At 48.2% G+C, this 25265-nt stretch carries 20 protein-coding genes and 1 riboswitch; of the genes, 15 read left to right on the top strand and 5 right to left on the bottom strand.

Annotated elements, in window-relative coordinates; translation table 11 throughout:
- Positions 1 to 172 precede the first annotated feature (172 nt).
- From BLS14_RS27115 to BLS14_RS27105, 3 genes are all read left to right on the top strand, one after another.
- The gene (locus tag BLS14_RS27115) at positions 173 to 1480 is read left to right on the top strand and encodes a homocysteine synthase (RefSeq protein ID WP_063566572.1); all 1308 of its coding nucleotides are present in this window, start codon (positions 173 to 175) and stop codon (positions 1478 to 1480) included.
- A 371-nt stretch (positions 1481 to 1851) separates the two neighbouring features.
- Complete coding sequence (locus BLS14_RS27110) at positions 1852 to 3864, top strand: heavy metal translocating P-type ATPase (RefSeq protein ID WP_090954784.1); 2013 nt, start codon at positions 1852 to 1854, stop codon at positions 3862 to 3864.
- 181 nt (positions 3865 to 4045) lie between these two features.
- Positions 4046 to 4861: an alpha/beta fold hydrolase gene (locus BLS14_RS27105; protein ID WP_090954782.1), complete on the top strand. Its 816-nt coding sequence runs from the start codon at positions 4046 to 4048 to the stop codon at positions 4859 to 4861.
- A gap of 154 nt (positions 4862 to 5015) precedes the next feature.
- Here the strand turns inward: BLS14_RS27105 and BLS14_RS27100 are convergent, their stop codons facing one another.
- Positions 5016 to 5747, bottom strand: coding sequence for a ZIP family metal transporter (locus tag BLS14_RS27100; protein ID WP_053779008.1), 732 nt, complete (start codon positions 5745 to 5747; stop codon positions 5016 to 5018).
- 253 nt (positions 5748 to 6000) lie between these two features.
- On the opposite strand from BLS14_RS27100, the gene trxB reads away from it, so the two are divergent.
- Together trxB and BLS14_RS27090 are read left to right on the top strand one after the other, a co-directional pair.
- On the top strand, positions 6001 to 6942 hold the full coding sequence (trxB, locus tag BLS14_RS27095; RefSeq protein WP_063566574.1) for a thioredoxin-disulfide reductase: 942 nt from the start codon (positions 6001 to 6003) through the stop codon (positions 6940 to 6942).
- Between the two features lie 59 nt (positions 6943 to 7001).
- Positions 7002 to 7232, top strand: coding sequence for a glutaredoxin family protein (locus tag BLS14_RS27090; protein ID WP_024631391.1), 231 nt, complete (start codon positions 7002 to 7004; stop codon positions 7230 to 7232).
- A gap of 219 nt (positions 7233 to 7451) precedes the next feature.
- Here BLS14_RS27090 and BLS14_RS27085 read toward each other — a convergent pair whose 3' ends face one another.
- Entirely contained in the window at positions 7452 to 7649 is a 198-nt protein-coding gene (locus BLS14_RS27085; RefSeq protein ID WP_053779005.1) for a hypothetical protein, read from the bottom strand.
- A 145-nt stretch (positions 7650 to 7794) separates the two neighbouring features.
- Complete coding sequence (locus BLS14_RS27080; RefSeq protein ID WP_090954865.1) at positions 7795 to 8961, bottom strand: ROK family transcriptional regulator; 1167 nt, start codon at positions 8959 to 8961, stop codon at positions 7795 to 7797.
- A 200-nt stretch (positions 8962 to 9161) separates the two neighbouring features.
- Between BLS14_RS27080 and xylA the strand changes: the two genes are divergently transcribed.
- The 9 genes from xylA to BLS14_RS27040 all read left to right on the top strand — a co-directional run bounded on the left by xylA (position 9162) and on the right by BLS14_RS27040 (position 21348).
- The gene (gene xylA / locus BLS14_RS27075) at positions 9162 to 10478 is read left to right on the top strand and encodes a xylose isomerase (protein ID WP_063566575.1); all 1317 of its coding nucleotides are present in this window, start codon (positions 9162 to 9164) and stop codon (positions 10476 to 10478) included.
- 270 nt (positions 10479 to 10748) lie between these two features.
- Positions 10749 to 10904, top strand: a complete 156-nt coding sequence (locus BLS14_RS32785; RefSeq protein WP_176854786.1) for a hypothetical protein — start codon at positions 10749 to 10751, stop codon at positions 10902 to 10904.
- A 50-nt stretch (positions 10905 to 10954) separates the two neighbouring features.
- On the top strand, positions 10955 to 12448 hold the full coding sequence (gene xylB / locus BLS14_RS27070; RefSeq protein WP_090954780.1) for a xylulokinase: 1494 nt from the start codon (positions 10955 to 10957) through the stop codon (positions 12446 to 12448).
- A 292-nt stretch (positions 12449 to 12740) separates the two neighbouring features.
- The gene (locus BLS14_RS27065) at positions 12741 to 13457 is read left to right on the top strand and encodes a glycosyltransferase family 2 protein (protein WP_240321507.1); all 717 of its coding nucleotides are present in this window, start codon (positions 12741 to 12743) and stop codon (positions 13455 to 13457) included.
- Positions 13458 to 13476: 19 nt separating this feature from the next.
- Positions 13477 to 15444, top strand: coding sequence for a glycosyltransferase (locus BLS14_RS33325; protein ID WP_256336704.1), 1968 nt, complete (start codon positions 13477 to 13479; stop codon positions 15442 to 15444).
- A 234-nt stretch (positions 15445 to 15678) separates the two neighbouring features.
- Positions 15679 to 16311 carry a bifunctional 4-hydroxy-2-oxoglutarate aldolase/2-dehydro-3-deoxy-phosphogluconate aldolase gene (locus BLS14_RS27055; protein ID WP_063566578.1) on the top strand — a complete coding sequence of 211 codons (633 nt, stop codon included), beginning with the start codon at positions 15679 to 15681 and terminating at the stop codon, positions 16309 to 16311.
- Between the two features lie 157 nt (positions 16312 to 16468).
- The gene (locus tag BLS14_RS27050) at positions 16469 to 17419 is read left to right on the top strand and encodes an alpha/beta hydrolase (protein ID WP_244552238.1); all 951 of its coding nucleotides are present in this window, start codon (positions 16469 to 16471) and stop codon (positions 17417 to 17419) included.
- Positions 17420 to 17622: 203 nt separating this feature from the next.
- Positions 17623 to 20022 carry a YcdB/YcdC domain-containing protein gene (locus BLS14_RS27045; RefSeq protein WP_090954776.1) on the top strand — a complete coding sequence of 800 codons (2400 nt, stop codon included), beginning with the start codon at positions 17623 to 17625 and terminating at the stop codon, positions 20020 to 20022.
- 198 nt (positions 20023 to 20220) lie between these two features.
- Positions 20221 to 21348 carry a transglutaminase domain-containing protein gene (locus tag BLS14_RS27040; RefSeq protein WP_090954773.1) on the top strand — a complete coding sequence of 376 codons (1128 nt, stop codon included), beginning with the start codon at positions 20221 to 20223 and terminating at the stop codon, positions 21346 to 21348.
- Positions 21349 to 21514: 166 nt separating this feature from the next.
- Here BLS14_RS27040 and BLS14_RS27035 read toward each other — a convergent pair whose 3' ends face one another.
- Positions 21515 to 22981 carry an amino acid permease gene (locus BLS14_RS27035; protein WP_063566581.1) on the bottom strand — a complete coding sequence of 489 codons (1467 nt, stop codon included), beginning with the start codon at positions 22979 to 22981 and terminating at the stop codon, positions 21515 to 21517.
- Between the two features lie 114 nt (positions 22982 to 23095).
- Positions 23096 to 23313: riboswitch (Lysine riboswitch) on the bottom strand.
- Between the two features lie 142 nt (positions 23314 to 23455).
- Complete coding sequence (locus BLS14_RS27030) at positions 23456 to 24598, bottom strand: virulence factor (protein WP_090954771.1); 1143 nt, start codon at positions 24596 to 24598, stop codon at positions 23456 to 23458.
- Between the two features lie 225 nt (positions 24599 to 24823).
- Between BLS14_RS27030 and BLS14_RS27025 the strand changes: the two genes are divergently transcribed.
- Complete coding sequence (locus BLS14_RS27025) at positions 24824 to 25264, top strand: hypothetical protein (RefSeq protein ID WP_090954769.1); 441 nt, start codon at positions 24824 to 24826, stop codon at positions 25262 to 25264.
- Position 25265: the final 1 nt, after the last annotated feature.

Here is a 25265-nt window from a genome sequence, read left to right as displayed (position 1 = left end):
TTTTTTTGGTGTAGCAGTCTTACTGATACATATTTAATATTTCTCATCGGAAAAATCGGAAATATTTCTTTTCAAAAGCGACATCTTGTGAGAGAATATGGAAAACATACGCCACCATGTCATGACATCTAGGGATTTGCCAAACGTATAAGTTAAGGGAGGAAACAGATTTATGTCAAACGAACGTGAGCTTTCATTTGAAACATTGGCAATTCATGCCGGCCAGGAGATTGATCCGACCACCCATGCACGTGCAGTACCGTTGTACCAAACAACATCCTACGGATTCCGTGATACGGAGCATGCAGCCAATCTGTTTGGATTGAAAGAGTTTGGCAATATCTATACACGTCTGATGAATCCGACCACGGATGTGTTCGAACAACGTATTGCTGCACTTGAAGGAGGCGCGGGTGCACTGGCTACCGCTTCCGGTCAGGCAGCGATTACGTTCTCCCTCTTAAACATCGCAGGTGCGGGAGATGAGATTGTTTCCGCAGCGAGTCTGTATGGAGGAACGTACAATCTGTTCTCAACCACACTACCGAAACTTGGCTTAGATGTAAAGTTTGTAGATTCCAGTGATCCTGAAAATTTCCGGGCGGCGATTACGGACAAAACAAAAGCATTGTACGCTGAAACGATTGGTAATCCGCAAGGCAACGTACTGGACATTGAAGCTGTGGCAGCTATCGCCCATGAACATGGCATTCCTTTGATTGTAGACAATACATTCCCAAGTCCGTATCTGCTTCGTCCAATCGAACACGGAGCTGATATTGTCGTTCATTCGGCTACCAAATTTATTGGCGGTCACGGTACTTCCATTGGTGGAGTTATTGTGGACAGCGGCAAATTCGACTGGAAAGCGAGTGGCAAGTTCCCGGGACTGACAGAACCGGATTCCAGCTATCATGGTGTCGTATATACAGAAGCGGTTGGACCGATTGCTTATATTATCAAAGCTCGTGTACAATTGCTGCGTGACTTTGGTGCTACAATCTCACCTTTCAATTCATGGTTGCTCATTCAAGGGCTGGAGACACTGCATCTGCGTGTAGAACGTCATAGCAGCAACGCACTGGCTGTGGCGCAATATCTGGAGAAACATGAGGATGTGGAATGGGTAAGCTACGCAGGTTTGCCGAGTCACCCTTCCTATGAACTGGCACAGAAGTATTTGCCGAAAGGCCAGGGAGCCATTCTGACCTTTGGTATCAAAGGCGGAGTGGATGCAGGACGCAAACTGATTGAAAATGTGAAGCTGTTCTCTCACCTTGCCAACGTAGGTGACTCCAAGTCACTGATCATTCATCCGGCAAGTACGACGCATCAACAGCTGACAGAAGATGAGCAGACTGCAGCCGGAGTTAATCCTGAGCTGATTCGTCTATCTGTGGGTACAGAGAATATTCAGGATATCCTCTACGATCTGGAGCAAGCCATTAAGGCTAGCCAGCAATCAAGCGTTAGTGTTTAATTCATAACGTGAATAAATTAAATTCATACGAGCCGCTTGTCCTTATGGACGAGTGGCTTTTTTAATTTTACACCGGCTAAGGTGAAAAACCCATTTACAAATGCAAAGCGCAGGCATATAATGAATCAAAAGTTGTATTGGGTAAAAATAATTGCATAAGTACAAAAATGATTATCATTCTCATTCAAAATGATTTGGAAATCATTCGACAACCATTCAATAACCATGCTGCTGCGGGATTCCCGCAGCAGCATGTGTCATTTTTAGGGTATTAACAATGGCTCTCATTCTCAATACGACTTCAATACAGGGGACATGGATGCTGCAAAACGCACTCCACAACCCGACATTCAGAAAGGATTGTGATTCATATGCAAGCGATACACCAACCCATTCAAACCCAAGCAAAAGCTGAACAGCGTTCAGCCAATACACCTGGCCCAGGCCGAGGGCGCAAACCAGACTTTCGGGCTATGCTGCGCAACAAGGAAATGCAAGCTGCTCTGGGCAGTGGACTTTTGATGCTTATTGCCTGGGCGACGGCATCATGGTCTAACCCGTTATCCGTACTACTATATATTGTTGCTTATGCCATAGGTGGATGGACTAAAGCCAAAGAAGGCATAGAGACACTGGTCAAGGATCGTGATCTCGATGTGAATCTGCTCATGATTGCAGCATCGTTGGGAGCGGCAGCCATTGGCTACTGGAATGAAGGCGCCATGCTGATCTTTATTTTCGCGTTAAGTGGTGCACTGGAAAGCTATGCAACGGAGCGCAGTCACAAGGATATTTCATCACTGCTGGCGCTCAAACCGGAAACGGCGCTGCGTATTGAGGACGGTAAAATGAATCGTGTATCCATCGATGATTTGCAGCCGGGGGATCTGTTGCTGGTGAAGCCGGGCGAACTGGTTCCGGCGGATGGTGTTGTGTACCGAGGCAGCTCTTTTATCAATCAGGCCTCGATTACAGGGGAATCCTTACCCGTAGACAAAATTGCTGGTGACGAAGTATTTGCAGGTACTGTGAACGGTGAAGGTGCACTATATGTGGAGGTGACCAAATCCGCTGAAGGATCGTTGTTTGGCAAAATCATTAAACTGGTGGAAGAAGCGCAGACGGAAGTGCCGGACTCCCAACGCTTTATTGAGCGATTCGAGGGAATATACGCCCGTATTGTTGTCGCCGTAACGGTGCTGGTTATTGTGGCAACACCGCTATTGCTTGGTTGGACGTGGAATGAGGCGTTTTACAAAGCAATGGTCTTTCTGGTAGTAGCTTCACCTTGTGCCCTGGTTTCTTCCATTATGCCGGTCATGTTATCAGCGATGTCCAGCAGTGCACGTCGCGGTATTCTTTTCAAAGGTGGCGTTCATGTGGAGAACATGGCCCAGACCCGGGTGGTTGCTTTTGATAAAACAGGAACATTGACGATGGGTACACCACAGGTGACCGATATTATAACGGCAGACGGATATGACCGTACACAGTTGTTGGGAGCGGTAGCTGCCATTGAGAACCTTTCGATGCACCCACTGGCTCGGGCTATTGTGGAGCGGGCCGCCAAGGAGGACATCAACCTCCCGATTGCAGAACAGGTTCAAGCTCTGACGGGCTGGGGGATTGAAGGGAAAGTAAACGGGGTTTTGTGGAAAATTGGGAAAACGGATGATTTGGATACGCATCACATCAGTGAGGTAAATAACGCAAATGATATAGAGAAGCAATTGGGTGCTTCTGATATGAAGGATTTGGCTGTGTGGCATGGCATACGTGCCCAACTTGAGGGAGAAGGAAAGACCGTGTCTGCTATAACAGCGAACGGGGAGATGGCTGGATTGATCGCAATGAGGGACACTGTGCGCCCACAAGCGGCCGCAGCGGTGAAAAGGCTGGAAGCGATGGGTGTGAAGGTGGCTATGCTGACAGGTGATCGTCCCGAATCGGGAGTAGTGATCGCCCGCGAGACAGGTGTGAGCCTGGTATACGCAGGTTTGTTACCCGAAGATAAAGTGAAGCAGGTGCATCTGCTTCGTGAACAATACGGGCAAGTGTTGATGGTTGGGGATGGCGTGAATGATGCGCCTGCACTTGCAGCGGCAACGGTGGGTATGGGCATGGGTGTATCAGGTAGCGGCACGGCACTGGAAGTAGCGGATGTTGTACTGATGAATGACAATATTGAAGAAATCGCCTGGGTGATCAGGCAGGCACGTCGGGCGCAGCGGACGGTGAAGCAGAATATGTTTTTTGCCATCACGGTAATTCTGGCTCTAATCTCGGGTAACTTCTTACAAGATGTTGCATTACCATTGGGTGTGGTAGGCCATGAAGGCAGTACGATCCTGGTTATTCTGAATGGACTAAGACTGCTGCGATAACTAAATCCATCTGAAAAACGCGGCGTTTGAACCTTGGATCAGCGGGTAATGAATCGAAGAGACGATTCCAGAGGAACGTTCTACACGGAATATGACTAAGGGAACGTTGTTATTGAAACATTACCATGCAGTGCGGCAATCTGCCGCTGCAACGACACGACAATAAAGGGAGCTGTGAAATATGGGACGTTACGTACAAGTGGAACCGAATGTGAGTATATTTGTTGAAGATATTGGTCAAGGAACACCGGTTGTCTTTTTGCACGGCTGGCCAGTTAATTATAAAATGTTCGAATATCAATTGAATGTACTGCCCAATCATGGCATTCGTGCCATTGCAATAGATTTCAGAGGTTATGGCAAGTCGGACGCACCGTCCACAGGCTATGACTACGACCGGATGGCGGACGATGTTCGTGCCGTGATTGATGATCTGGAGTTGGCCGACGTGGTACTTGCAGGTTTCTCCATGGGTGGAGCGATTGCCGTGCATTATATGGCCCGCCATGCGGGACATGGTGTATCCAAGCTAGCGCTATTGTCAGCGGCGGCACCGGTGTTCACGCAGCGTGAGGGTTATCCGTATGGCCTGACTCCAGCGCAGCTTACCGAGCAGATTATTGAGCCGATCTTCGCTGATCGTCCGAAGCTGCTGGAGACGTTTGGCGGCATGTTTTTCGCGAAGCAGCACAGCCAGCCGTTTATGGATTGGTTTCATGCACTCGGTATGGAGGCCTCGTCTTACAGTACGATTAATAGTGCGATTGCCCTGCGGGATGAGGATTTGCGAGGTGACCTGAGTTCGATTCAGGTACCTACAGCCATTTTGCACGGGAAGAAGGATGAGATATGCCCGTTTGAGTTCGCCGAGGAGATGCACAAAGGCATTGCCGGTTCTAAATTGATTGCTTTTGAAGAGAGTGGTCACGGGGCATTCTATGATGAATTGGAAAAATTCAATGCCGAATTGATTCGATTTATCAAATCCGGACTGTGATCGTCAAACGATCTTTACAGGTCGTTCCAACTATTTCATTGAATCTTCATTTGTGAACAAAAAAAGAACCTGGAAGTTCAGCGAACCGCTGTCCTTTCAGGTTTTTTGCCGTCCATTCTTGTGTTCATGTGAGGGCTGTTCTTTGTTCTTTCCATTAAAAGAGTTCAGTCAGACCAATCATCGTGATTAGTCCGAGCAAAAAGGAAACCGTTGCCGCCCGTGCATTGCCGTCGCCGTGGCTTTCGGGAATCAGTTCCTTGTACACGATGAACATCATCGCACCCGCTGCAAAGGCAAGACCGTAAGGGACCAGACCGGAGACCAGACTACTGAGTGTGTAACCAATCATGGCTGTCACAATCTCAACTGCACCCGTCAGCGTGGCGATACCGAGCGCCTTGAAGCGACCGATGTTCTGATTGACGAGGAAGAGGGCGACCAGGAATCCTTCCGGCGCATTCTGCAATCCAATGGAAAAGGCAATCAGATTGCCAAGTCCTGCGTCACTGCTCGCGTAGCTGACACCTACCGATAGCCCTTCGGGCAGGTTATGCATGGTGATGGCTGCAATGATCATGAAGGCTTTGGCTTCAATTTTGAAAGGCATCTTCTCGGGATTTTCCAGATCCACATGGGGAATCTTCATCTCCAGCACAAGCAGAACCATGCTGCCCAGCATGATACCAAGGGCAAGTACAAACAGATTGGATTGCCCGAGTGCTTCCGGTATGAGATTGTACACCGAGGCAGAGGTCATGATGCCTGCTGCGTAGGCAAGCAAAATATCACGCAGGCGGTGGGTTACTTTGCGCATAAATAGAATAGGTATGGCCCCAAGGCCGGTAGACATGGCTGAGATAAAGCTGCCAATGAGTGCATCGTTCATGCTTCCATTTTCCCTCCTGATGAAGACTTCTTCATAATCGCTGCCGAGCATTGACACCGTACATAAAAGAGATCATAATGAACAACAGATTAGAATGATTATAAATTAGAATTCCGTTTCTGCATAGGTTAATTGTCATAACGGGCAGGTCATGTGGACATGATGTAGGCTTTCGTTCTAGTGTATGCAAAAGCCTTTGCTTTTGATGCCGGAGAGCCTGACCTTTTTGCAGAACCCGGGGGAGGAACTATACATGTATAAATCAATTATTATTGGAACAGGCCCTGCAGGGCTGACAGCAGCAATCTATTTGGCACGTGCCAACTTGAGCCCACTCGTTATTGAAGGACCGCAACCTGGTGGTCAATTGACAACAACAACAGAAGTAGAGAACTTCCCAGGTTTCCCTGACGGCATTATGGGTCCTGAACTGATGGACAATATGCGCAAACAAGCAGAACGCTTCGGTGCAGAATTCCGTACAGGCTGGGTAAACAACATCGATATGAGCGAGCGTCCATTCAAAATTCAGGTTGAAGGTATGGGTGAACTCGTATCCGAAACTTTGATCCTGTCTACAGGCGCATCTGCTAAATACCTCGGTATTCCTGGAGAAGAAACGAATGTAGGCCGTGGTGTCAGCACTTGTGCGACATGTGACGGATTCTTCTTCCGCAACAAAGAAATCATCGTTATTGGCGGTGGCGACTCCGCGCTGGAGGAAGCGAGCTTCCTGTCCCGTTTCGGTTCCAAAGTGACTTTGGTACACCGTCGTGAAGAACTACGTGGTTCCAAAATCATGCAGGATCGTGCACGCAGCAATGAGAAAGTGGAAATGGCATTGAACCGTACCCCTCTTGAAGTGCTGGCTGGCGACAACGGCGTAACTGGATTGAAAGTACTGAACAACGAAACAGGTACAGAAGAAATCATTCCTGCTAGCGGTGTATTCGTTGCAATTGGTCACACACCAAACACTGGATTCCTGGGCGGACAGATCACAACCGACGAACACGGTTATATTCTGACTACACCGGGCACATCCGAAACGAATATCCCAGGCGTATTCGCTTGTGGTGATGTGCAGGATACCCGTTACAAACAAGCGATCACAGCAGCAGGTAGTGGATGTATGGCTGCGATGGATACAGAGAAATATATTGAGAGCTTGGAGCACAGCGCAGTAGTTCTGTAAGGGAAGAGCTGTTTTGATCAATAGATTAGTTCATAAAAAACAATATGAGGTGAATAAACATGGAAAACGTAATTGTATACACATCAACCAACTGCCCAAACTGCAAATCGGTAAAAAGCTTCTTGGCTGACAAAGGCATCTCTTATGAAGAGCGCAACATTGAGACAAGCGACGAGTTCGCACAACAAGTATGGGATATGGGCGTACGTGCCGTACCTCTGACTGTCATTGGTGAACACCGTATTCTGGGTATGAACAAAACTCAATTCGCCAAAGCGCTGGACGCTTAATTTACCCTGTATAGGGTAAGTTCAAGTCACATGCAGCTATTCCGGTTCGCGCGAGCCGTTTGAATATATATTGGAGAAGCCTTAGTCCGAATCAGGACTGAGGCTTCTTTTATTTGCAATATGAAAAATCCCCTTTCACAGCTACAACAGAGCACATGTTTCATGAACTCTTTTGTGGATGTAAAAAGGGATTTGACGTTAAAATCAAACATATTTTATCTAAAAAAATATACTCATAAAGGTCTGAAATACTACATACACCAGTACGCCTGACAGCATGTACATGAAACCAGCCTTCTTTTTGCTCTGAAACAATCGAAGTATGCCAAGGCTGAACAGCGGCGCAAGCACGATCAGGAACAGGAGTACGGTGACAAACATTTGCGCCGAGATATCTGAAGTATCCACGTAGGTCACGAATTTTCACTCCGTTTCGTCATCGGAATTAACACGGCGACATTCATGCCGCCATGACAAAAATCACATAACCCTATTATACCTCTGGATTTCTTTAACAAAAAGGGAGGAAATGGGGCAAAATGATGTCAATTTTCAGCGGTTATTAGACGGACACTCTTATTTTACCTAGAAATTGGGAAATTGCTGAGTAAGCGGCACCCACACGTGTGGACCGACTGCCCAGAGCAGCCCATTCAATCTGCAAACTGCGGCGGTGATAGGGCAACGTACGTTCCTCCACCACTTGTTTTAGCGCCGTTTCAATCCATGGTCCTGCTTCCGAAAGAGGGCCGCCGATAATGATGCGCTCAGGATTAAAACTGTTGACGATATTGGTGATGCCAACCCCCAGTTTGCGGCCGATTTCCTGGTATAATTTCAATACATCTTCATGGCCTTGCTGTGCATAATCAATCAATTCCCGTGTAGTATGTGCTGGCAAAAGCAATTGATGATTCGGGTGCTCATAAGCTTTCTCCGAAGCATATAATTCCCAGCAGCCACGATTGCCACAGGAGCAAGGTCTGCCCTCTGCTTCAATGGACATATGGCCTGTTTCTCCGGCATATCCCCAGGCACCTTTGTACAGCTCGCCATCCACCATAATGCCTGAACCAATCCCAATGCCTGCACTAATATAGATCAGATGACGTACACCGATACCCGCACCAAAATTCAGCTCTCCATGCGCACCTGCATTCGCTTCATTGTCGATTGTGACAGGCAGTTCAAATACTTCTTCCAGCATGGCACGCAGGGGAACCTTCTCCCACCCCAAGTTGGGTGCAAACAGCACCGTCCCTTCCTCGTCCACCATACCCGGCACCCCGATTCCAATGCCAATTACCCCGTGAGGGGAGGGAGGGGCTGCCTGAATCAGATGTTCTGCAGCAAGTTTCAACTGTTCAAATACAGAGGACACATCATGTTGTTCCAGCTGCACGGCGTACTCTGTGATGATATGACCTTCCAGATCGGTGAGCACACCCTTTAAATGGGTCACGCTAAGTTCCAAACCCACGGCATATCCCGATGTACCGCGAAATAGCAACATCAGAGGTTTACGTCCACCGCTGGATTCCCCAGGGCCAATTTCCTGCAAGAGTTCATCATTGATCAGATCGGCAACCAGATTGGATACCGTTGCTTTGTTCAGCCCTGTAATCTCGGATACCCGTGCACGGGAGAGGGGGGCATGACGCCGAATCGTATCGAGGACGATCGACTTGTTTATTTTTTTGACCAGCATCTGGTCTCCGGTAATTTTCATATCCATAAGGCACTCCTATTCTTCTATAAAAGGGTTCAGACCCACAATCCGTAAACAAGCTATTCGACTATTATAGCGTAAACAAACGTGCAAAAAACATTTTTATTTTTACTTTGTTTAACCAATAGACAAAGTATAACCGATGTGTTAGGATAACGTTGTAAACGATTACTTTCAAAACTATTGAGGAGGCATTTTACATGGCCTATTTTGAATCCGTTAATAAAATTTCATTCGAAGGTAAAGATTCCACGAATCCATTTGCTTTTAAACATTATAATCCGGAAGAAGTTGTAGCCGGCAAATCGATGGAAGAGCACTTCCGTTTCGGCATGGCTTACTGGCATACATTAACAGCGGGCGGTAGTGACCCGTTTGGTGCGGAGACTGCTGTTCGTTCTTGGGATAAATACTCCGGTCTGGACCTCGCGAAAGTACGCGTGGAAGCAGCATTTGAATTTTTGGAAAAAATGAATCTCCCGTTCTTCTGTTTCCACGATGTGGACATCGCACCAGAAGGCAACAGCCTGCGTGAGTTCTACAGCAACATCGATACGATCGTTGACCTGATTGAAGGTCACATGAAATCCAGCGGCAAAAAATTGCTCTGGAATACAGCAAACATGTTCTCCAACCCACGCTTCATGTTTGGTGCAGCTTCCACTTGCAACGCAGATGTGTACGCTCATGCTGCAGCGCAAATCAAAAAAGGTCTGGAAGTGGGTAAACGTCTGGGCGCAGAAAACTATGTGTTCTGGGGCGGTCGTGAAGGTTATGACACATTGCTCAACACAGACATGCAACTGGAACAAGACAACATTGCCCGTATGTTCCACATGGCAGTAGACTACGCGAAGGAAATTGGCTTCGATGCACAATTCCTGATCGAGCCTAAACCGAAAGAGCCAACCAAACACCAATACGACTATGATGCAGCAACTTCCATTGCCTTCCTGCAAAAATACGGTTTGGACAAACACTTCAAACTGAACCTGGAAGCCAACCACGCTACACTGGCTGGTCACACATTCGATCACGAAATCCGCGTTGCCCGCACAAATGGCATGCTCGGTTCCCTCGATGCCAACCAAGGCGACATGCTGATCGGTTGGGATACGGATGAGTTCCCGGTTGATATGTACGATGCTACATTGACAATGTACGAAGTATTGAAAAACGGCGGTATCGGCCGTGGTGGTGTGAACTTCGACGCCAAAGTACGTCGTGGTTCCTTCGAAGCAGACGATCTGTTCCTGGCACACATCGCTGGTATGGATACGTATGCTAAAGGTCTGAAAGTGGCAGCAAAATTGATTGAAGATCGTGTATTCGATGACTTCATCGAAAAACGTTACAGCAGCTTCAGCGAAGGTATCGGTGCAGATGTGGTTGCAGGTAAAGCAACACTGGCTTCCCTTGCAGAGTACGCGCTGAACAACGAAAGCCCACGCAAAAACCAATCCGGACGTCAGGAATTGCTGAGAGCAAAACTCAACCAATACATCCTGGCTGACTAATATCGGGATTCACCTGTGCAAGGCATGGCATGTGTCGACCTTGCCTGCCCTGTACAAGCTTGTACCACGGAACGCCTGAACAAGCATGACATTCGGACCGTTCCCGACTTTCCCCTGGGAAGGCGGGGACGGTTTTTTGATCCTTGAACCGAATGAGTTTCTTGTGCATTATGGTTTGCGTGTCCACTACTAATGACAGATATAGGTCGTAGGCACGATTTTAGCTACAGAAACGAGTACGTTTTACTCGTTTCATATCCATGTGTGTCCATGATTAAGCATGCAGAACGGAGTGAGCAGAAAGGACCCGGAGGAAGCGAAGCGGTCGCATTTATCCCCGGATTTCTCCCATATAAAAGGGATGAAGGAAATCCGGGGGTAACGGCGATCCAAGGGTTTTCTGATCACGGAGTGACTCTCATGTAAACTTGGATTCTTCGTGGATATAACCTGAGATAAACGAGAGGAGTTAACCCATGAGTTACGTAATTGGTGTCGATCTGGGAACCAGCGCAGTTAAAACGGTGCTGGTTAACCGTGAAGGGAAAGTGGCGTTTGAAGCTTCCGAGGCTTATCCGCTGTACCAGCCCAAAGCTGGATACAGTGAGCAGAACCCGGAAGATTGGGTAGAGCAGACGATTGTATCGCTGCGCAAATTGCTGGAGGTGTCCGGCGTACATCCTTCGGAAATCGAAGGACTGAGCTTCTCCGGACAGATGCATGGATTGGTGCTGGTGGATGCTGAAGGTAAACCGCTGCGCAATGCCATTCTGTGGAACGATACACGGACAACGGCGCAATGCCGCCGCATTGAGAAGGTGCTGGACGGGAAATTGTTAAGTATTGCCCGCAACCGTGCGCTCGAAGGTTTTACCCTGCCCAAAATCCTGTGGGTACAGGAAAACGAGCCGGAATTGCTGCAACAGGCAGCCCTGTTCCTGTTGCCGAAAGACTATGTACGTTATCGCCTGACAGGTGATTATGCTATGGATTATTCGGATGCAGCGGGCACATTGCTGCTGGATGTTGCAGGCAAGCAATGGAGCAAGGAAATCGCGGAAGCTTTTGAACTGCCAGTATCCTTGTGTCCACGCCTTGTGGAGTCATTTGAGGAAGTGGGCACATTGCTGCCTGAGATTGCGGATCAAACTGGACTTGCAGCCGCAACCAAAGTATATGCAGGCGGTGCGGACAATGCATGCGGAGCCATTGGCGCAGGCATTCTGAGTGAAGGACAGACGATGTGCAGCATCGGAACGTCCGGGGTAGTGCTTTCCTATGAAGAGCGTAAAGATCTCGATTTCGAAGGCAAAGTGCACTTTTTTAACCATGGCGAGAAAGATACCTTCTATATTATGGGAGTAACCCTTGCTGCAGGATACAGCCTGTCCTGGTTCAAGGATACTTTTGCAGCAGACAAATCATTTGATGTGCTCTTGCAGGGCATTGATGCGATTCCAGCGGGAAGCAACGGGTTGCTGTTCACCCCTTATATCGTCGGCGAGCGTACACCGCACCCGGATGCAAACATTCGTGGCAGCTTTATCGGCATGGATGCCGGACATAAGCTGGAGCATTTTGGACGTGCTGTGATGGAGGGCATTACGTTCTCACTGCGTGAGTCCATCGATATTCTGCGTAACGCTGGCAAAACAGTGAATGAAGTTATTTCCATTGGTGGCGGCGCCAAAAATGAAGCCTGGCTGCAAATGCAGGCCGATGTCTTCAATGCAACCATTGTGAAATTGGAAAGTGAACAGGGCCCGGCAATGGGCGCGGCAATGCTGGCGGCTTATGGCTGTGGCTGGTTCCCATCCTTGCAGGAATGTGCAGCAGCATTCATTCGTCCTGCCAAATCCTATGTGCCTAACCCGGAAACGGTTAAGGTGTATGACGGACTGTTTGCACTGTATCAGGATGTGTACGGGCAAACACGCAGCTTGAATGATCGTCTGGCAGCATATCGTTGATTATTCAGACCTCTTTTATATTGAGATCTCAATAGGTCATTAACTATTAAACCAATGAAATATTCCATTAAGGAGGTACCTGCGAAGGCGGGTGCCTTTTTTGTCGTTGTTCATGAAAGAAGGGCATATCATATTTCAAGATTCCTAAACGTCATGAAAGGTTTCCCTGCCAGACATAACCCTGTTCCAGACGTGCATAGATTAGATATTGAGGTTAATAGAGGTTCAGCCAATTAATCATTCATATCACATCAATTATTACGCGTGACAGACTCAGCCTGGAGGTGGGGAGTTGGAAGATCGTGAAGCAACCACGAGGCCGCATGTCACCTTGTCCATGATTGTTCGCAATGAGGAGCACAGGTATCTCAGACAGGCGTTGGAGACTCACCGGCCGTGGATTGATCGTGCGGTGATCATTGACGACGGAAGTACAGACCATACCGTCGCTTTATGCCAGGAAATGCTGGAGGGAATCCCGCTTACGTTGATTGTGAATCCGGCCTCCCTATTTGCAGATGAGGTGAGTTTACGCAAGCAGCAGTGGGAGACAACAGTGGCTACAGGACCGGAATGGATCTTGAACCTGGACGCGGATGAAATTCTGACAACGGATTTTGGTATTGTACGGAATCAACTGTTGGGTGGAACGGAGGACGCCATTTATTTCAGGTTGTTTGATATGTGGAGCGATACACATTACCGGGAAGACCAATACTGGCAGGCTCATGCGTATTATCGGCCATTTCTGGTCCGATACCGACCGGAATGGAGCTATGAATGGAAGGAAACCCCGCAGCACTGCGGCCGTTTTCCGCTAACGATTCAGCATTTTGCCTATGGATGTCACTCCCCTCGAGTGAAGCACTATGGTTGGGCGCGTGCAGAGGACCGGATTCGTAAATACGAGCGTTATCAAGCACTGGACCCGGATGCGAGATATGGCTGGAAGGAACAGTACGAATCCATTTTGGATGCAGATCCAATACTTCTGGAATGGTCGGAATAAGGGAAGGAGGACAATAGAGTTGAAGAAGGAAAAAGAAAAAGGTAAAGAAGAGCCAAAGGAAAAGATTCTTATCGCAAGCCCTGTTCGGCAGACGGCTGCGGTACTCCGTGAATTTCTCCAGTCCTTGGAATCGCTTGAGCGAACGACGGTAACGACAGACTATCTGTTTGTGGACGACAACGAAGAAGAAGCGGCATCCAATATGCTCCAGGAGTTTGTACTTCGGCATGAAGGCAACCTTTTGGATGCGAATGTAGATGAAACAGATGCCAATCAGGGAAAAGGAATTTACAACAAGGACGAGGGTGGGCACTATTGGCGTGACGAACAGATCTGGCGGGTAGCCGGACTAAAAAATCGTATTTTGGCATATGCCCGTGACCAGAAGTACGATGCCGTGTTCTTGATTGATTCCGATCTCGTCCTGCATCCACGGACATTGGAACAGCTCGTATCGAACAGGAAGGAGATCATCTCCAATATCTTCTGGACTCGATGGCAGCCGGGCACAAGGGAAATGCCACAAGTCTGGTTGCAGGATGAGTACGCCCTGTTTCGCAAGGGAGGCAAACGCAATACAGGGGAGGAAGCAGAGGACGAAGGTACACAGACGGATGCATTCCTGAGGCAATTGCGTACCCCGGGTTGTTATGAAGTGGGTGGACTTGGGGCGTGTACCCTTATTCGCAGGAACGTATTGGAGTCCGGAGTTTCCTATGACCAGATTCCGAATGTATCTTTCTGGGGAGAAGATCGCCATTTTTGCATCCGTGCTCAGGCACTGGGGTTCCGTTTATACGTAGATACACATTTTCCGGCCTATCACATCTACCGACTATCGGAATTGCCCGGAGTAGCTGCTTTTAATCGCAGAGCCATACGCGGAGAGGAATCGATCAGTATTTCGCTGTGTATGATTGTGAAAAATGAAGAGGCTTCCCTCTCCAGATGTCTGGACTCTGTTAATGGGATCGCTGACGAGATTGTAATTGTAGATACGGGTTCGACGGACCAGACGCGTCAGATCGCAGCTCGTTATACGGAACGTATCATTGATTTTGAATGGGTGGATGATTTTGCGGCAGCACGGAACTTTGCTTTTGAACAGGCAACAAGTGAATATATACTATGGCTGGATGCAGATGATGTGTTTGAACCGGATGACCGGGCGAAGCTCATTGAACTGAAGCGCTCCCTGGACCCTGCTGTGGATAGTGTGACGATGGATTATCATCTGTCCTTTACGGCGGAGGGGAAGGTGGCATATAGTCTGAGGCGGAACCGACTGGTGCGCAGGGATCGGAATTATCGCTGGATTGGTGCCGTGCATGAATATTTGGAAGTGGCCGGTCATCTGCTGCATAGCGACGTGGCAGTCACGCATAAGAAAGATAAGGAATACACGGATCGCAATCTAAAGATTTATCGCAAACGCGAACAGGCAGGGGAGGAATTCTCTCCGCGTGATTTATATTATTTTGGCAATGAATTGAAAGACCACGGGCATCTTGAAGATGCGGTGCAGTACTATGGAAAATTTCTGGACACCGGGCTGGGATGGGTGGAGGATCAGATCGCAGCATGCCAGAAAATAGCTGATTGCGAGGTATCACTTGAACGTTCGGAAAAGGAAGTCTCGGCATTGTTGAGATCCTTTGCCTTTGATTTGCCGAGGGCAGAGATCTGCTGCCGATTGGGTGGATATTTTGCCGACCGTGCCGATTACCGCAAAGCCTTATACTGGTATGAACAGGCGACCCGCGCCGTACGCCCGACCGATCCAATGGTAGTATTGAACGAAGCTGCATGGACATGGATGCCGCATTTACAATTGTGTGTGTGTTATGACCGGATGGGCAATCGGGCAAAAGCCAAAGAGCACAATGACATTGCTTTGATGTACCATCCAACACATCCGAGCATGTTGTATAATGATAAGTATTTTAAGGATCTGGAGAAGGATAATAACGTGCTGGAAAATGCTTAGAGCAAACCTCTCTAATGGAACAAAGTGGATGAATAATCCCTTTTTCCATGGAGAGGTTTTTGTGTTCCTATTTAACTTTATACCGGAGACATTGGTGCACTCACTCTCACAAGAAATTGGATCAAATGATTTCATCCAGGGGACGATATGCTTTACAATAGTGACTAACGGAAAAGCGGTGATAACGAATACTTGTCTTCGGCTGCCGAATCTATGAAACAAGGGGAAGTTGGCATGAATCTGACGGAAGTATTATTGGAATCGAGACTGGTGGCTATTGTTCGTGGTATTAGCCGTGAATCTGCTCAGGCAGCAGGGCAGGGAATGACTGATGGTGGAATCCGACTGATGGAAGTGACGCTGAACACACCTGGGGCACACGATATTATTGCAGACTGGCGTGCAAGGCATGAGGGGAAGGCTTATATCGGGGCGGGCACGGTACTCAATGTGCAGATGGCCAAAGAAGCCGTCGCAGCGGGTGCTCAATTTCTCGTGTCTCCGAATGTCGATCTGTCTGTTATTGAATATGCTGTAGAACACGGAGTGGAGATCTGGCCCGGTGCGATGACGCCAACGGAGATTGTGGCTGCCTATGAAGCAGGAGCAAGAGTGGTGAAGCTGTTCCCAATGGCGAGTCTGGGTATTCCGTATTTACGTGAAATTAAGGCTCCACTGAATCATATTCCACTGCTTGCAACAGGAGGAGCCACCCTGGATAACATTGCAGATTATTATGCAGCGGGTGCGGCGGCAGTGGGACTTGGAAGTGCACTTTTGCCACGAGAAGCACTTGCAGCAGGGAATGATGAGCAGATTGCCGCTTGCACACGTGCATTTGTGGAAATAGCGAAACTCGAGGGTTGAACCAGGAAACCAACGGAAGTGGACCAGACACATCGGGGTATATATAAGGAGAGCTTCTGTACCATTAGATAATATAAGAAGTGATGTGGATTAACGTCCTGTTAACCTTCCTGTCGTATGATGGAGTTAGGCCAGAAAACGGAGAGGAGTGACACCAGTGAAAGCTAAAACGATGATTGGCGGGATGATTGCTGTTGCCGCGGTAACTGCGGGTGGTTTATGGAAGGCAGCGGTGAATAGTCAGACCCCCAAAAAGATTCCGATTACGCTCACACCGCCCATGCCATTTGAGGATATAACCTTTGAGAGTGGAGGCGGGCGAGTGCATGGCTGGTTCATTCCGGCTGGAGCTCATATCCCGAAGCCTTGGCCTTTGGTTATTATTGCACATGGATGGGGCTCCAACCGATCACGTGTCCTCCGTTATGCTCGTCCCATTTGGGAAGCAGGTTATGCGCTCTTTATGTACGATGTTCGAAGCCATGGAGCCAGTGATCCAGTTAAAGCAGCTTCAGCTTACCTGTTCCGCGACGATTTGCTATCAGCATTGCAATATACGTCCTCACGGCCGGAAATTGATCCTGCTGCAATCGGTGTGCTTGGGCACTCCTTGGGCGGGCTAGGCACGATCCTCGCTGTGACGGAGGGCATTCCTGTATCAGCGGTGATCACGGACTCCATGCCATCCCAATTCGAGGTTATCGTAAGTTCCGAGCTGAGACGGCGACGTCTGCCTCTGTTTCCGCTGGCCCAGCTGATTCCGCGAATCTGGTTCTGGCGGCTTGGTGAATCTCTGAAAACGTATCGCCAGCGCGATCCAGTTATGCTGCTGAACGAACGGCGCAAAGGCATGCAGCTGCCGATGCTTATGGTACATTCCAAAGGTGATAACTTTATTCCACCAAGCGAACTTGAATATTTTATGTCCAAAGCGGATCCGCCCGTGGAGCATCTATGGGTCAATAGCGGTGGCCATAGCTGTTCAGAAGAAGATCCCGCGTTCTGGAATACGGTGATTCCATTTTTGAAAACTCATGTACAGGTGCAGGCTCAGTCCAATGAATCTGTTATACCGAACGTCAATATGGAGGAAATTCAGCCCACTTAATGCTCAAGCTGATCGTCGAAACGTCAACCCGGTTGGCGTTTTTTTGCTGTTTCTATAAAATATGCAGAAATTCACATTTGTAAAATTGTTGGGAAAATGACGATTAAAAAGGAAGCTTATGGTATCATAGAATAGACTGGCAATATTCATGCGAGGTTATTTTGCATGCATCCTTGTATGAAATTGAAGGGAGAGGTCCAGATTTGAGTTTTGATTGGAATTTTAATGTGCGATTCAAAATGTTTACAGCCAAAGCGGCTACAGCAGCCATGGCAACTTTGCTTCTGGCATCACAGACACCAGGGTTTGCAGGCAGCGCGTCGGCAGCGACAGCGGAACAGGTAACAGAATCCGCAGCGGGGGAAACGGAACAACCACTTGGATTAACAGACAACGAGGTGCCTGAAGGAGCCAAAATCTCCTCCAAGCAAGCCAGCGAGAATATACTGAAATTATTTCCATTGTTAAAAAAGGCGACGATTTCATCTGTACGATTCGATTCACCGAACTCTTACCCACCACCGGATTACAAGGCGTGGGAGATTGGCTTTCAAATTGTCGAAGGAAATCATACGATGGGATTCAGCGCAACGGTACATGCGGGCACGGGGGAAGTGCTAAGCGTACATTTGCCTTCTGAATTACTGGATAAGCAGTCTACTGCTTCTGATGTCAAATTGACCAAAGACGAGGCTGAGAAGTATGCAGAGGCATTACTATTCAAAGCTATTCCCGGATTGAAAGAAAATGAGTATGCTTCTCTTGGAGATGTGTATCAATTCACTGCACAGCAATCTTTGTTTGGCAGAACGGAATATCGATATGGTTACCAACTCAAGCATGAAGGTTTGTTGTCTGAGGCAGAGACGATCTACATAAGTGTGGATGAAAGTGGCCTGGTGACAGGCTATTCAAGAAGTACAACCGGAGCTGAATATCCTTCATCGAAGTCGGCAGCATCGGAAGAGAAGGCCAGTCAACGATTTGAGGAGCAATTTGATGTACAGCTCGCTTATATCTCGAATGATCGTCTATCCTCGCTCAAAGGACAAAAGTATTATCTTGGTTATATGCCGAGGAATTCCAGCATGGTTCCGCTGGATGCTAATACACTGGAGCCGATTAACGCGATGACTGGAAAAGCTATTGGTGATGAAGATTCTTTACAGCAGAATAAACCTTTAAAAGGAAGTGTAGCTCCTTTTGTCGCAGCGAACGGCCAGAAATTAAATGCACAACAGGCTGAGAACATCATTAAAAAGAACTTTGATATTCCGAAAGGTTACAAGTTGGAGCATAGTCAGTTAAGCAAAGGTGAGTATGCGAGTCCTAACAATCAAGTATGGAGCCTGAGCTGGAGCAATCGAAATGCGAATGTATCCTACATGTTCATGCGAGATATTTCAGCACAGGTAGATGCGCTTACTGGACAGATTTATAGTTACAGCTTGTATCAACGGGTGGAGCCGGGTGCTGCGCAGGAGAAACCAGCGGATGAGAATGAGACTAAGTCTGTAACCCGGACACAAGCCGAGAAACTTGCAATCAATAAGGTGATTGCATTGGTTCCAAGTGCAGCAGAACAATTCCGGTTGTCCAGCGTGCTTGAATTTGAAGGTGCACGTACATTTATGTTCCAGCGCTACATGAACGGAATTGCGGTTATGGATGATACAGTACAAGTACAAGTCCTGAAGGATGGAGCCATCAACGAATTTTATACAAGAATTGCTGCAACGCCTGAACAATTACCTGGAAACACCAAACCAGCCATCAGTTATGAAAAGGCAAAGGCAACCTATCTGGAAGCATTCAAGTTAACACTGGCTTACTCCCGCTACGGTGGTTATGCCATGAGTACAGGTCAGGTCGTTCCCTCGGGTGTAAACCTGGTTTACCAGCCTACACGAAATGGAAATTCGATTTCCGCCAGTTATGAAGTACTTGATGCTAACACTGGGGAATGGAAGTTTTTATACGGTACTGGAAGTGCCACAGCGAATGTTGAACCTAGTGATATTTCGGGTCATGTGGCGGAGGCTGCGCTTCGGAATATGACTCAACATGCCGTAATTCTTTCAGATGAGCAGGGACGTGTATTCCCAGACCGGGTCATCACGAAGGGTGATTGGTTTACCTATCTGGCAAGAGCGGTTAACCCGAATATGGATATGTATTACAGTGGAAACGGGACTGAGAAGCTATATGCTGACATTACCCCGGAGAGCCCTTATTACCAAGCTGTGCGGACATTGATCGATCAGCGCTGGTTAGCGGGTGCTGATTCTGAAACGAAGCTAAGTCCAGAAGAGGAAATGACTCGTGAAGAGTTGGCAGTATTGCTCGTGCGCATTTTGCGCTATGAGAAACTGGCCGGATTCTACACATTGCCATCGGATCTTCCCAACCTGGCAGATGCCAGTGCAGTCAACAACAAGGGAGCGGTCTCCCTCAGCATCAAGCTGGGATTGTTGCCTTCGATTGAAGGACGATTCATGCCTGCACGCAAAGTGACGGTTGCCGAGGCGGCTCAGGTATTGGAACGTCTGGCCAAGCTTCAGGGCAAGACGGATACCTTTATGAGCGGCAATCGTTTATATTGATTGGAGTTTGTTGCATAAATGCCCGGAAGAGTCATATGATGAGGATAACGGGTAGGTTAGGGTGTTTTGCTGAAGACAGGGGGACCTTCTACGGAGGGTCTCTTTTGATGCTTTTCGACAAAACTAGAAGCCTGCCGTCAATCCCTTTTGTGATACAATGAGGCATGAGAACTTTGCAAAGAGAGGTGGTATCCTTTCATGGGCAAGCACGGAAAACGAGTGATAACCCTGCTATTGGCTGGTTGTCTTGTTGCTGTGGCACTGCCACATGCAGTCGATCTGGATCAGCTGTACGCGGCGTCGGGAACATCGGACATATCCACGAATACGGATCTGCGCGAGACGTTGCTGAATGCGATGTCCCAGCGTACGGAGGAACTTGTTTTTACATACAAAGGCAATGTGAAAGGCCTCAAAAAACAGTTGCAGAGCTCCATTGACGAAGCAATGACCAGTGATCCTTATATTCAATATACCGTTAAAAGTTATGCATTTAACTATAAAGGCTCCAATGTATCCGCAGAGGTACATGTGAAGCTGGCCTATCGGGAAACGAAGCAGCAGACCGACTACGTGAACCGCAAGGTGACCAACGTGCTCAAAGAGATTATCGTGCCTGGCATGACGAATCATGAGAAAGTTAAAGTCATTCATGACTGGATTGTACTTAACCTTTCCTACGATACATCCTTGCAGAAATATACTGCATACGATGGACTTGTTACCGGCAGTACCGTATGTCAGGGATATTCATTGCTGGCTTATCGCATGCTGGAGCAGGTGGGTATAGAGAACCGGATTGTGGAAGGAACGGCTGGTGAGCAATTACACGCCTGGAATCTCGTCAAGCTGGATGGCAAGTGGTACCATATGGATACGACGTGGGATGATCCTACTCCTGACCGTAAGGGCAAGGTAAGTCACAATTATTATTTGCTCAGTGATGATGAGATGGCACGTGACCATGTATGGACAGCTAAAGGCAAGTATCCTGCTGCCTCTGCTCCCTATCGTGAAGCTTTGCAAACTTTGGTGAAGGCGGGAGGTAGCAAGGCAAACGCGTACCAGAAGCTGTATCATACACTGGAATACTCGCTCTACGACGAAAGTGATGCGATTAGTGGTCATTCTGCACTGAAAACTAAAGTTCAGAGTGTGCTCAATGATGGTGGAACCTCGCTGACTTTCAGATACAAAGGTACCGAGACGGGACTAGTAGAGGATTTGCAGGATCTGTATCAGCTTGGCATGAAGTCGATATCGTATTACGTATCCAACATGGAGGATACCGTGGATCTGCGTGTGAAAATTACCTGGACCATGTGACATCAAACTTTGTATGAATGATTATAATAGGACACACCTTATGGTGAACAAGGACGCTCATGGATGAGCGTTCTTTTTTTACGTGGATGATGGCTATCCCGAAACTTGGACGAACAAAAAAGGCAACCTTCTCTCCAGTGGAAAGAAGGTTGCCTGTGCAATATCGTTATTCGTTTGTAGTTGTAAAATCACATTCCTGTAATGGTACAACTTTTGTTTTCTTAATAAATTTATAACCCAGCCATAAGATCAGGAACAGTGGAACGCTTAAGTAAGCGACGAGGGCTCCGCTCCAATCGATCTGATCGCCCGTGAACGCCTGATAGTTCTGTCCAATAATGACGACGATACATAACACAAAAGCAAAGATCGGACCAAATGGGAACCAGCGTGCACGGTAGGGCAGATCGTTCAAATCCCGACCTTGGGCCACATACGCACGGCGGAAGCGATAATGGCTGATGGCAATGCCGAGCCAGGTGATAAAGCCACACATACCGGATGCATTCAGCAGCCAGGTGTATACAATGCCATCACCGAAAAGGGAGGCTAGAAAGGCGAGCATACCTACCGCTGTGGTCAAGAGCAGGGCGTTCATTGGAATGCCCTTTTTGTTCAGCCGACCCAAGAAGCGAGGCGCTTTGCCATCCCGGGCAAGAGCATACAGAACACGACTTGAAGCATACATGCCTGAATTCCCGGCAGACAGTACAGAGGTCAGAATAACGGCATTCATGACGGAAGCAGCAATGGCCAGACCCGCTTTTTCAAAGACAAGAGTAAACGGACTAACTCCGATGTTGTTCAGATCACCTTTAAGCAGATTCGGATGTGTGTAAGGAATGATCAGACTGATGACTGTAATCGCCAGAATGTAGAAGATCAGAATACGCCAGAACACTTGCCGAATAGCACGAGGGACATTTTCACGCGGATTTTCACTCTCACCGGCTGCGACGCCAATGAGCTCCGTTCCCTGGAATGAGAACCCGGCAGCCATAAATACACCGAGAACCGCAAAGAATCCGCCATGGAATGGGGCGTCTCCTATAGTAAAGTTACTGAATCCAACCGCTTCTCCGCCGATAATGCCGAAGATCATGAGCACACCAACGGTAAGGAAGATGATCACTGTAGCGACTTTGATAATGGCGAACCAGTATTCCGACTCTCCGTACCCTTTAACAGACAGTACATTTAGGGCAAAGATTAATACGAGGAACAACAGACTCCACAACATGGATGAACTGTCAGGGAACCAGTATTTGATGAGTACGGTTGCTGCAGCGAGTTCTGCTGCAATGGTGACGGCCCAGTTGTACCAGAAGTTCCAACCCATGGCGAACCCAAGGGCAGGATCGACGAAGCGGGCCGCATACGTATTGAATGAACCGGAGTCAGGCATGAAGGTAGCCAGCTCTCCGAGACTGGTCATAAGAAAGAAGACCATGATGCCGACGGCAACGTAAGCAATCAGTGCACCGCCGGGGCCTGCATTGGAAATAGCGGTTCCGCTTGCGAGGAACAGTCCTGTACCAATGGATCCACCGAGTGCAATCATGGTCATATGCCGTGCGCGTAGTCCTTTTTTCAGGGTAGGTCCTGTGTTAGTTTGGTTGTTGCGGTCTTGCATGGAAACACTCCTTCTTTCAGCGTACTAATGGGTTCAGAACAATGGAAATAACCAAAAGACCGCAGGCATTAGCCTGCGGTCTTTATTATCAATCGTCCGCACCTCGTCCCAGATGTTTAAGATAGCTCAACACAGAAGAAATCATACCCTCCGAGGAAGGCATCATACATCTGTGACAGTTCTGCACCTTTCGGCAACAGCCCCAGCCGCGCTGGACAACGTAAGGAACCGTCCTGCGAGCTTCGGCGGGTGCACCTTTCGGCTGAATTCATAAGCGGCTCCTTAGCGCCTCCTTCAGCGTACTGATCGCACCCGCGACCTCTACCTCATCATCATGGATGAGGTGTATCTATTGTCTATGAAATTATAAATCACAGAACGTAACACTCAATGTCCTGTTTAGTAAACAGACAATCAGTATAACCCCCATGGTATTCCAGTGCAATAACAATTGTTGGATATGAATCGAAAGGACTATTCCGACGTCTTGTTACGCCCAGCCATCTGCTGCCATACGGTTCCAGCTGCCTGTTCCCCGGATTCAATCCGTTCCAGTGCCATTTTGGCTTGCAGGCTGACTTCAAACTCAGGATCTTCGGCTGCCTTCCGCAGAGCTTGCTCTGCTTCTTCGGTTCCCACTTCGTACAGGAAGCGGGCCGCACGCCAGCGTACAAGCTTGCTCTTGTCGGATAACGTAGCTGTCATGGCTGCCGTTGCTGCAGAATCACCGATATCGGAGAGGGTATCTCCGGCAGTTCGACGTACAGCAGGCGAACTATCCTGCAGAGCTTCGTACAGCAATTTCATCGCTTCCGGTGTACGGATATCACCAAGATATACAACAGCCAGCCGGCGTATCTGCATTTTATTGTCATGGAGTGCATGAGCAACGAGTGGCAGCCGTTCTGCTGTAGGTTCCATGCCATCAAATGCAGCATAGCGAACATTCCAGTCCTCATTATGCAGAGCCTCTTCAAGCTCGGCACCATCCAGCTGGCGGCGACGTTCCACGAATTCTTCGGCATTGGAGCCGTGCTCAATGGCTTGTTGAATCACGCGTTCCAGACGCTCAGGCGGATATGCTGCTTCCAGCTCCTGTTCAACTTCTCTTGCGATTTCAGGCAATTCACCGTAGCGAACGCCATAGTCACTCAGTTTCCGTTCCTTGATCAGCGTTGCACTGGCGACTTCAGTAACGGCTTTGACGAATCGATCCGAGAGCGAAATGCGCTCTTCCTTGGCGCCAGCTTTGACCCGAATTTGCATCGGCACACCTCTGAAAAATTGAACGAATACCTGTGCTTCACCGAAGTGCTCACCAGAGGCATCTTCAGATTCAATCCAGTCCAGATCAATTCCCTGTTGGCCAAGACGGCTTTGGACTTCGCCAAGTATGACAGACCAATCCGCATTTCCCTTGCGGTCAAGCGCTACGAAGTCGGTCGTGTGGAATACACTTTTTACTCCGGGAATATGAAGCATCTGGCGAATAAACGCCGGAGCAGACCGTTCGTTATCCAGTGTATATGTTCTGCGGATCCCGTCCTCCAGACGTTCGTCCAGATGCAGCATCATCGTATTGGGACTGGGTGTTGGTTCAATGGAAACAATATTCATCGGTTCATAACCTCCTGTACCGGATTCATTCTTAAAGTTCCCGCAATGGACACGGGCATATCCCTATTTTACATGAATTGCCGCAAACTGCGAAATGGGTAATGAACCTTACACAGTTTGTTAAGACGTACGAAGATAGTTAACACTTCTTTTATGTTCACACACGAACATTTTTAAATGAAGATTGGCACAATAAGAAGAGAGAATGAACTGGAGGTTATACCTATGGAACCCATTACCGTACTTTCGGACGGAAGTCGTGGTATTGATTATGACAATATGATTGAATTGTTGAATGAATGGATAACAGACGAGCAGAGGGAGCCCGCAATGAAGAGAGAAAAGAACGTAAATAACGAGGAGGGGGAGGAATGGGGCACAGCTCACTATTGTATTGTGGATTATCAGGACGCTGGGCAAGCCGTATCAGCAGCGAATGCCATTCGGGCATTTATGCCTCAGATTCCTTTGCTGGTGATTACGGATTTCCAGTCGTTGATTCGCAAGCGCCATTTGCAGCTTATTACGGGTACGGGCCTGATAAAGATGATCCTCTGGCAAGAGGAAGAACCAGATCGGCTGATCATGGAAATCCAGCGGTTGCTGCATTCTTTTGCATACAAAACAAAAACAGCTCACCCCTCAACCCAGTCGATTAGACGATGAC

Source organism: Paenibacillus sp. OK060 (assembly GCF_900101205.1).
GTDB lineage: Bacteria > Bacillota > Bacilli > Paenibacillales > Paenibacillaceae > Paenibacillus > Paenibacillus marchantiae.
Note: the sequence above shows the minus strand (reverse complement) of the source record. Positions and strands in the feature narration are given on the sequence as shown.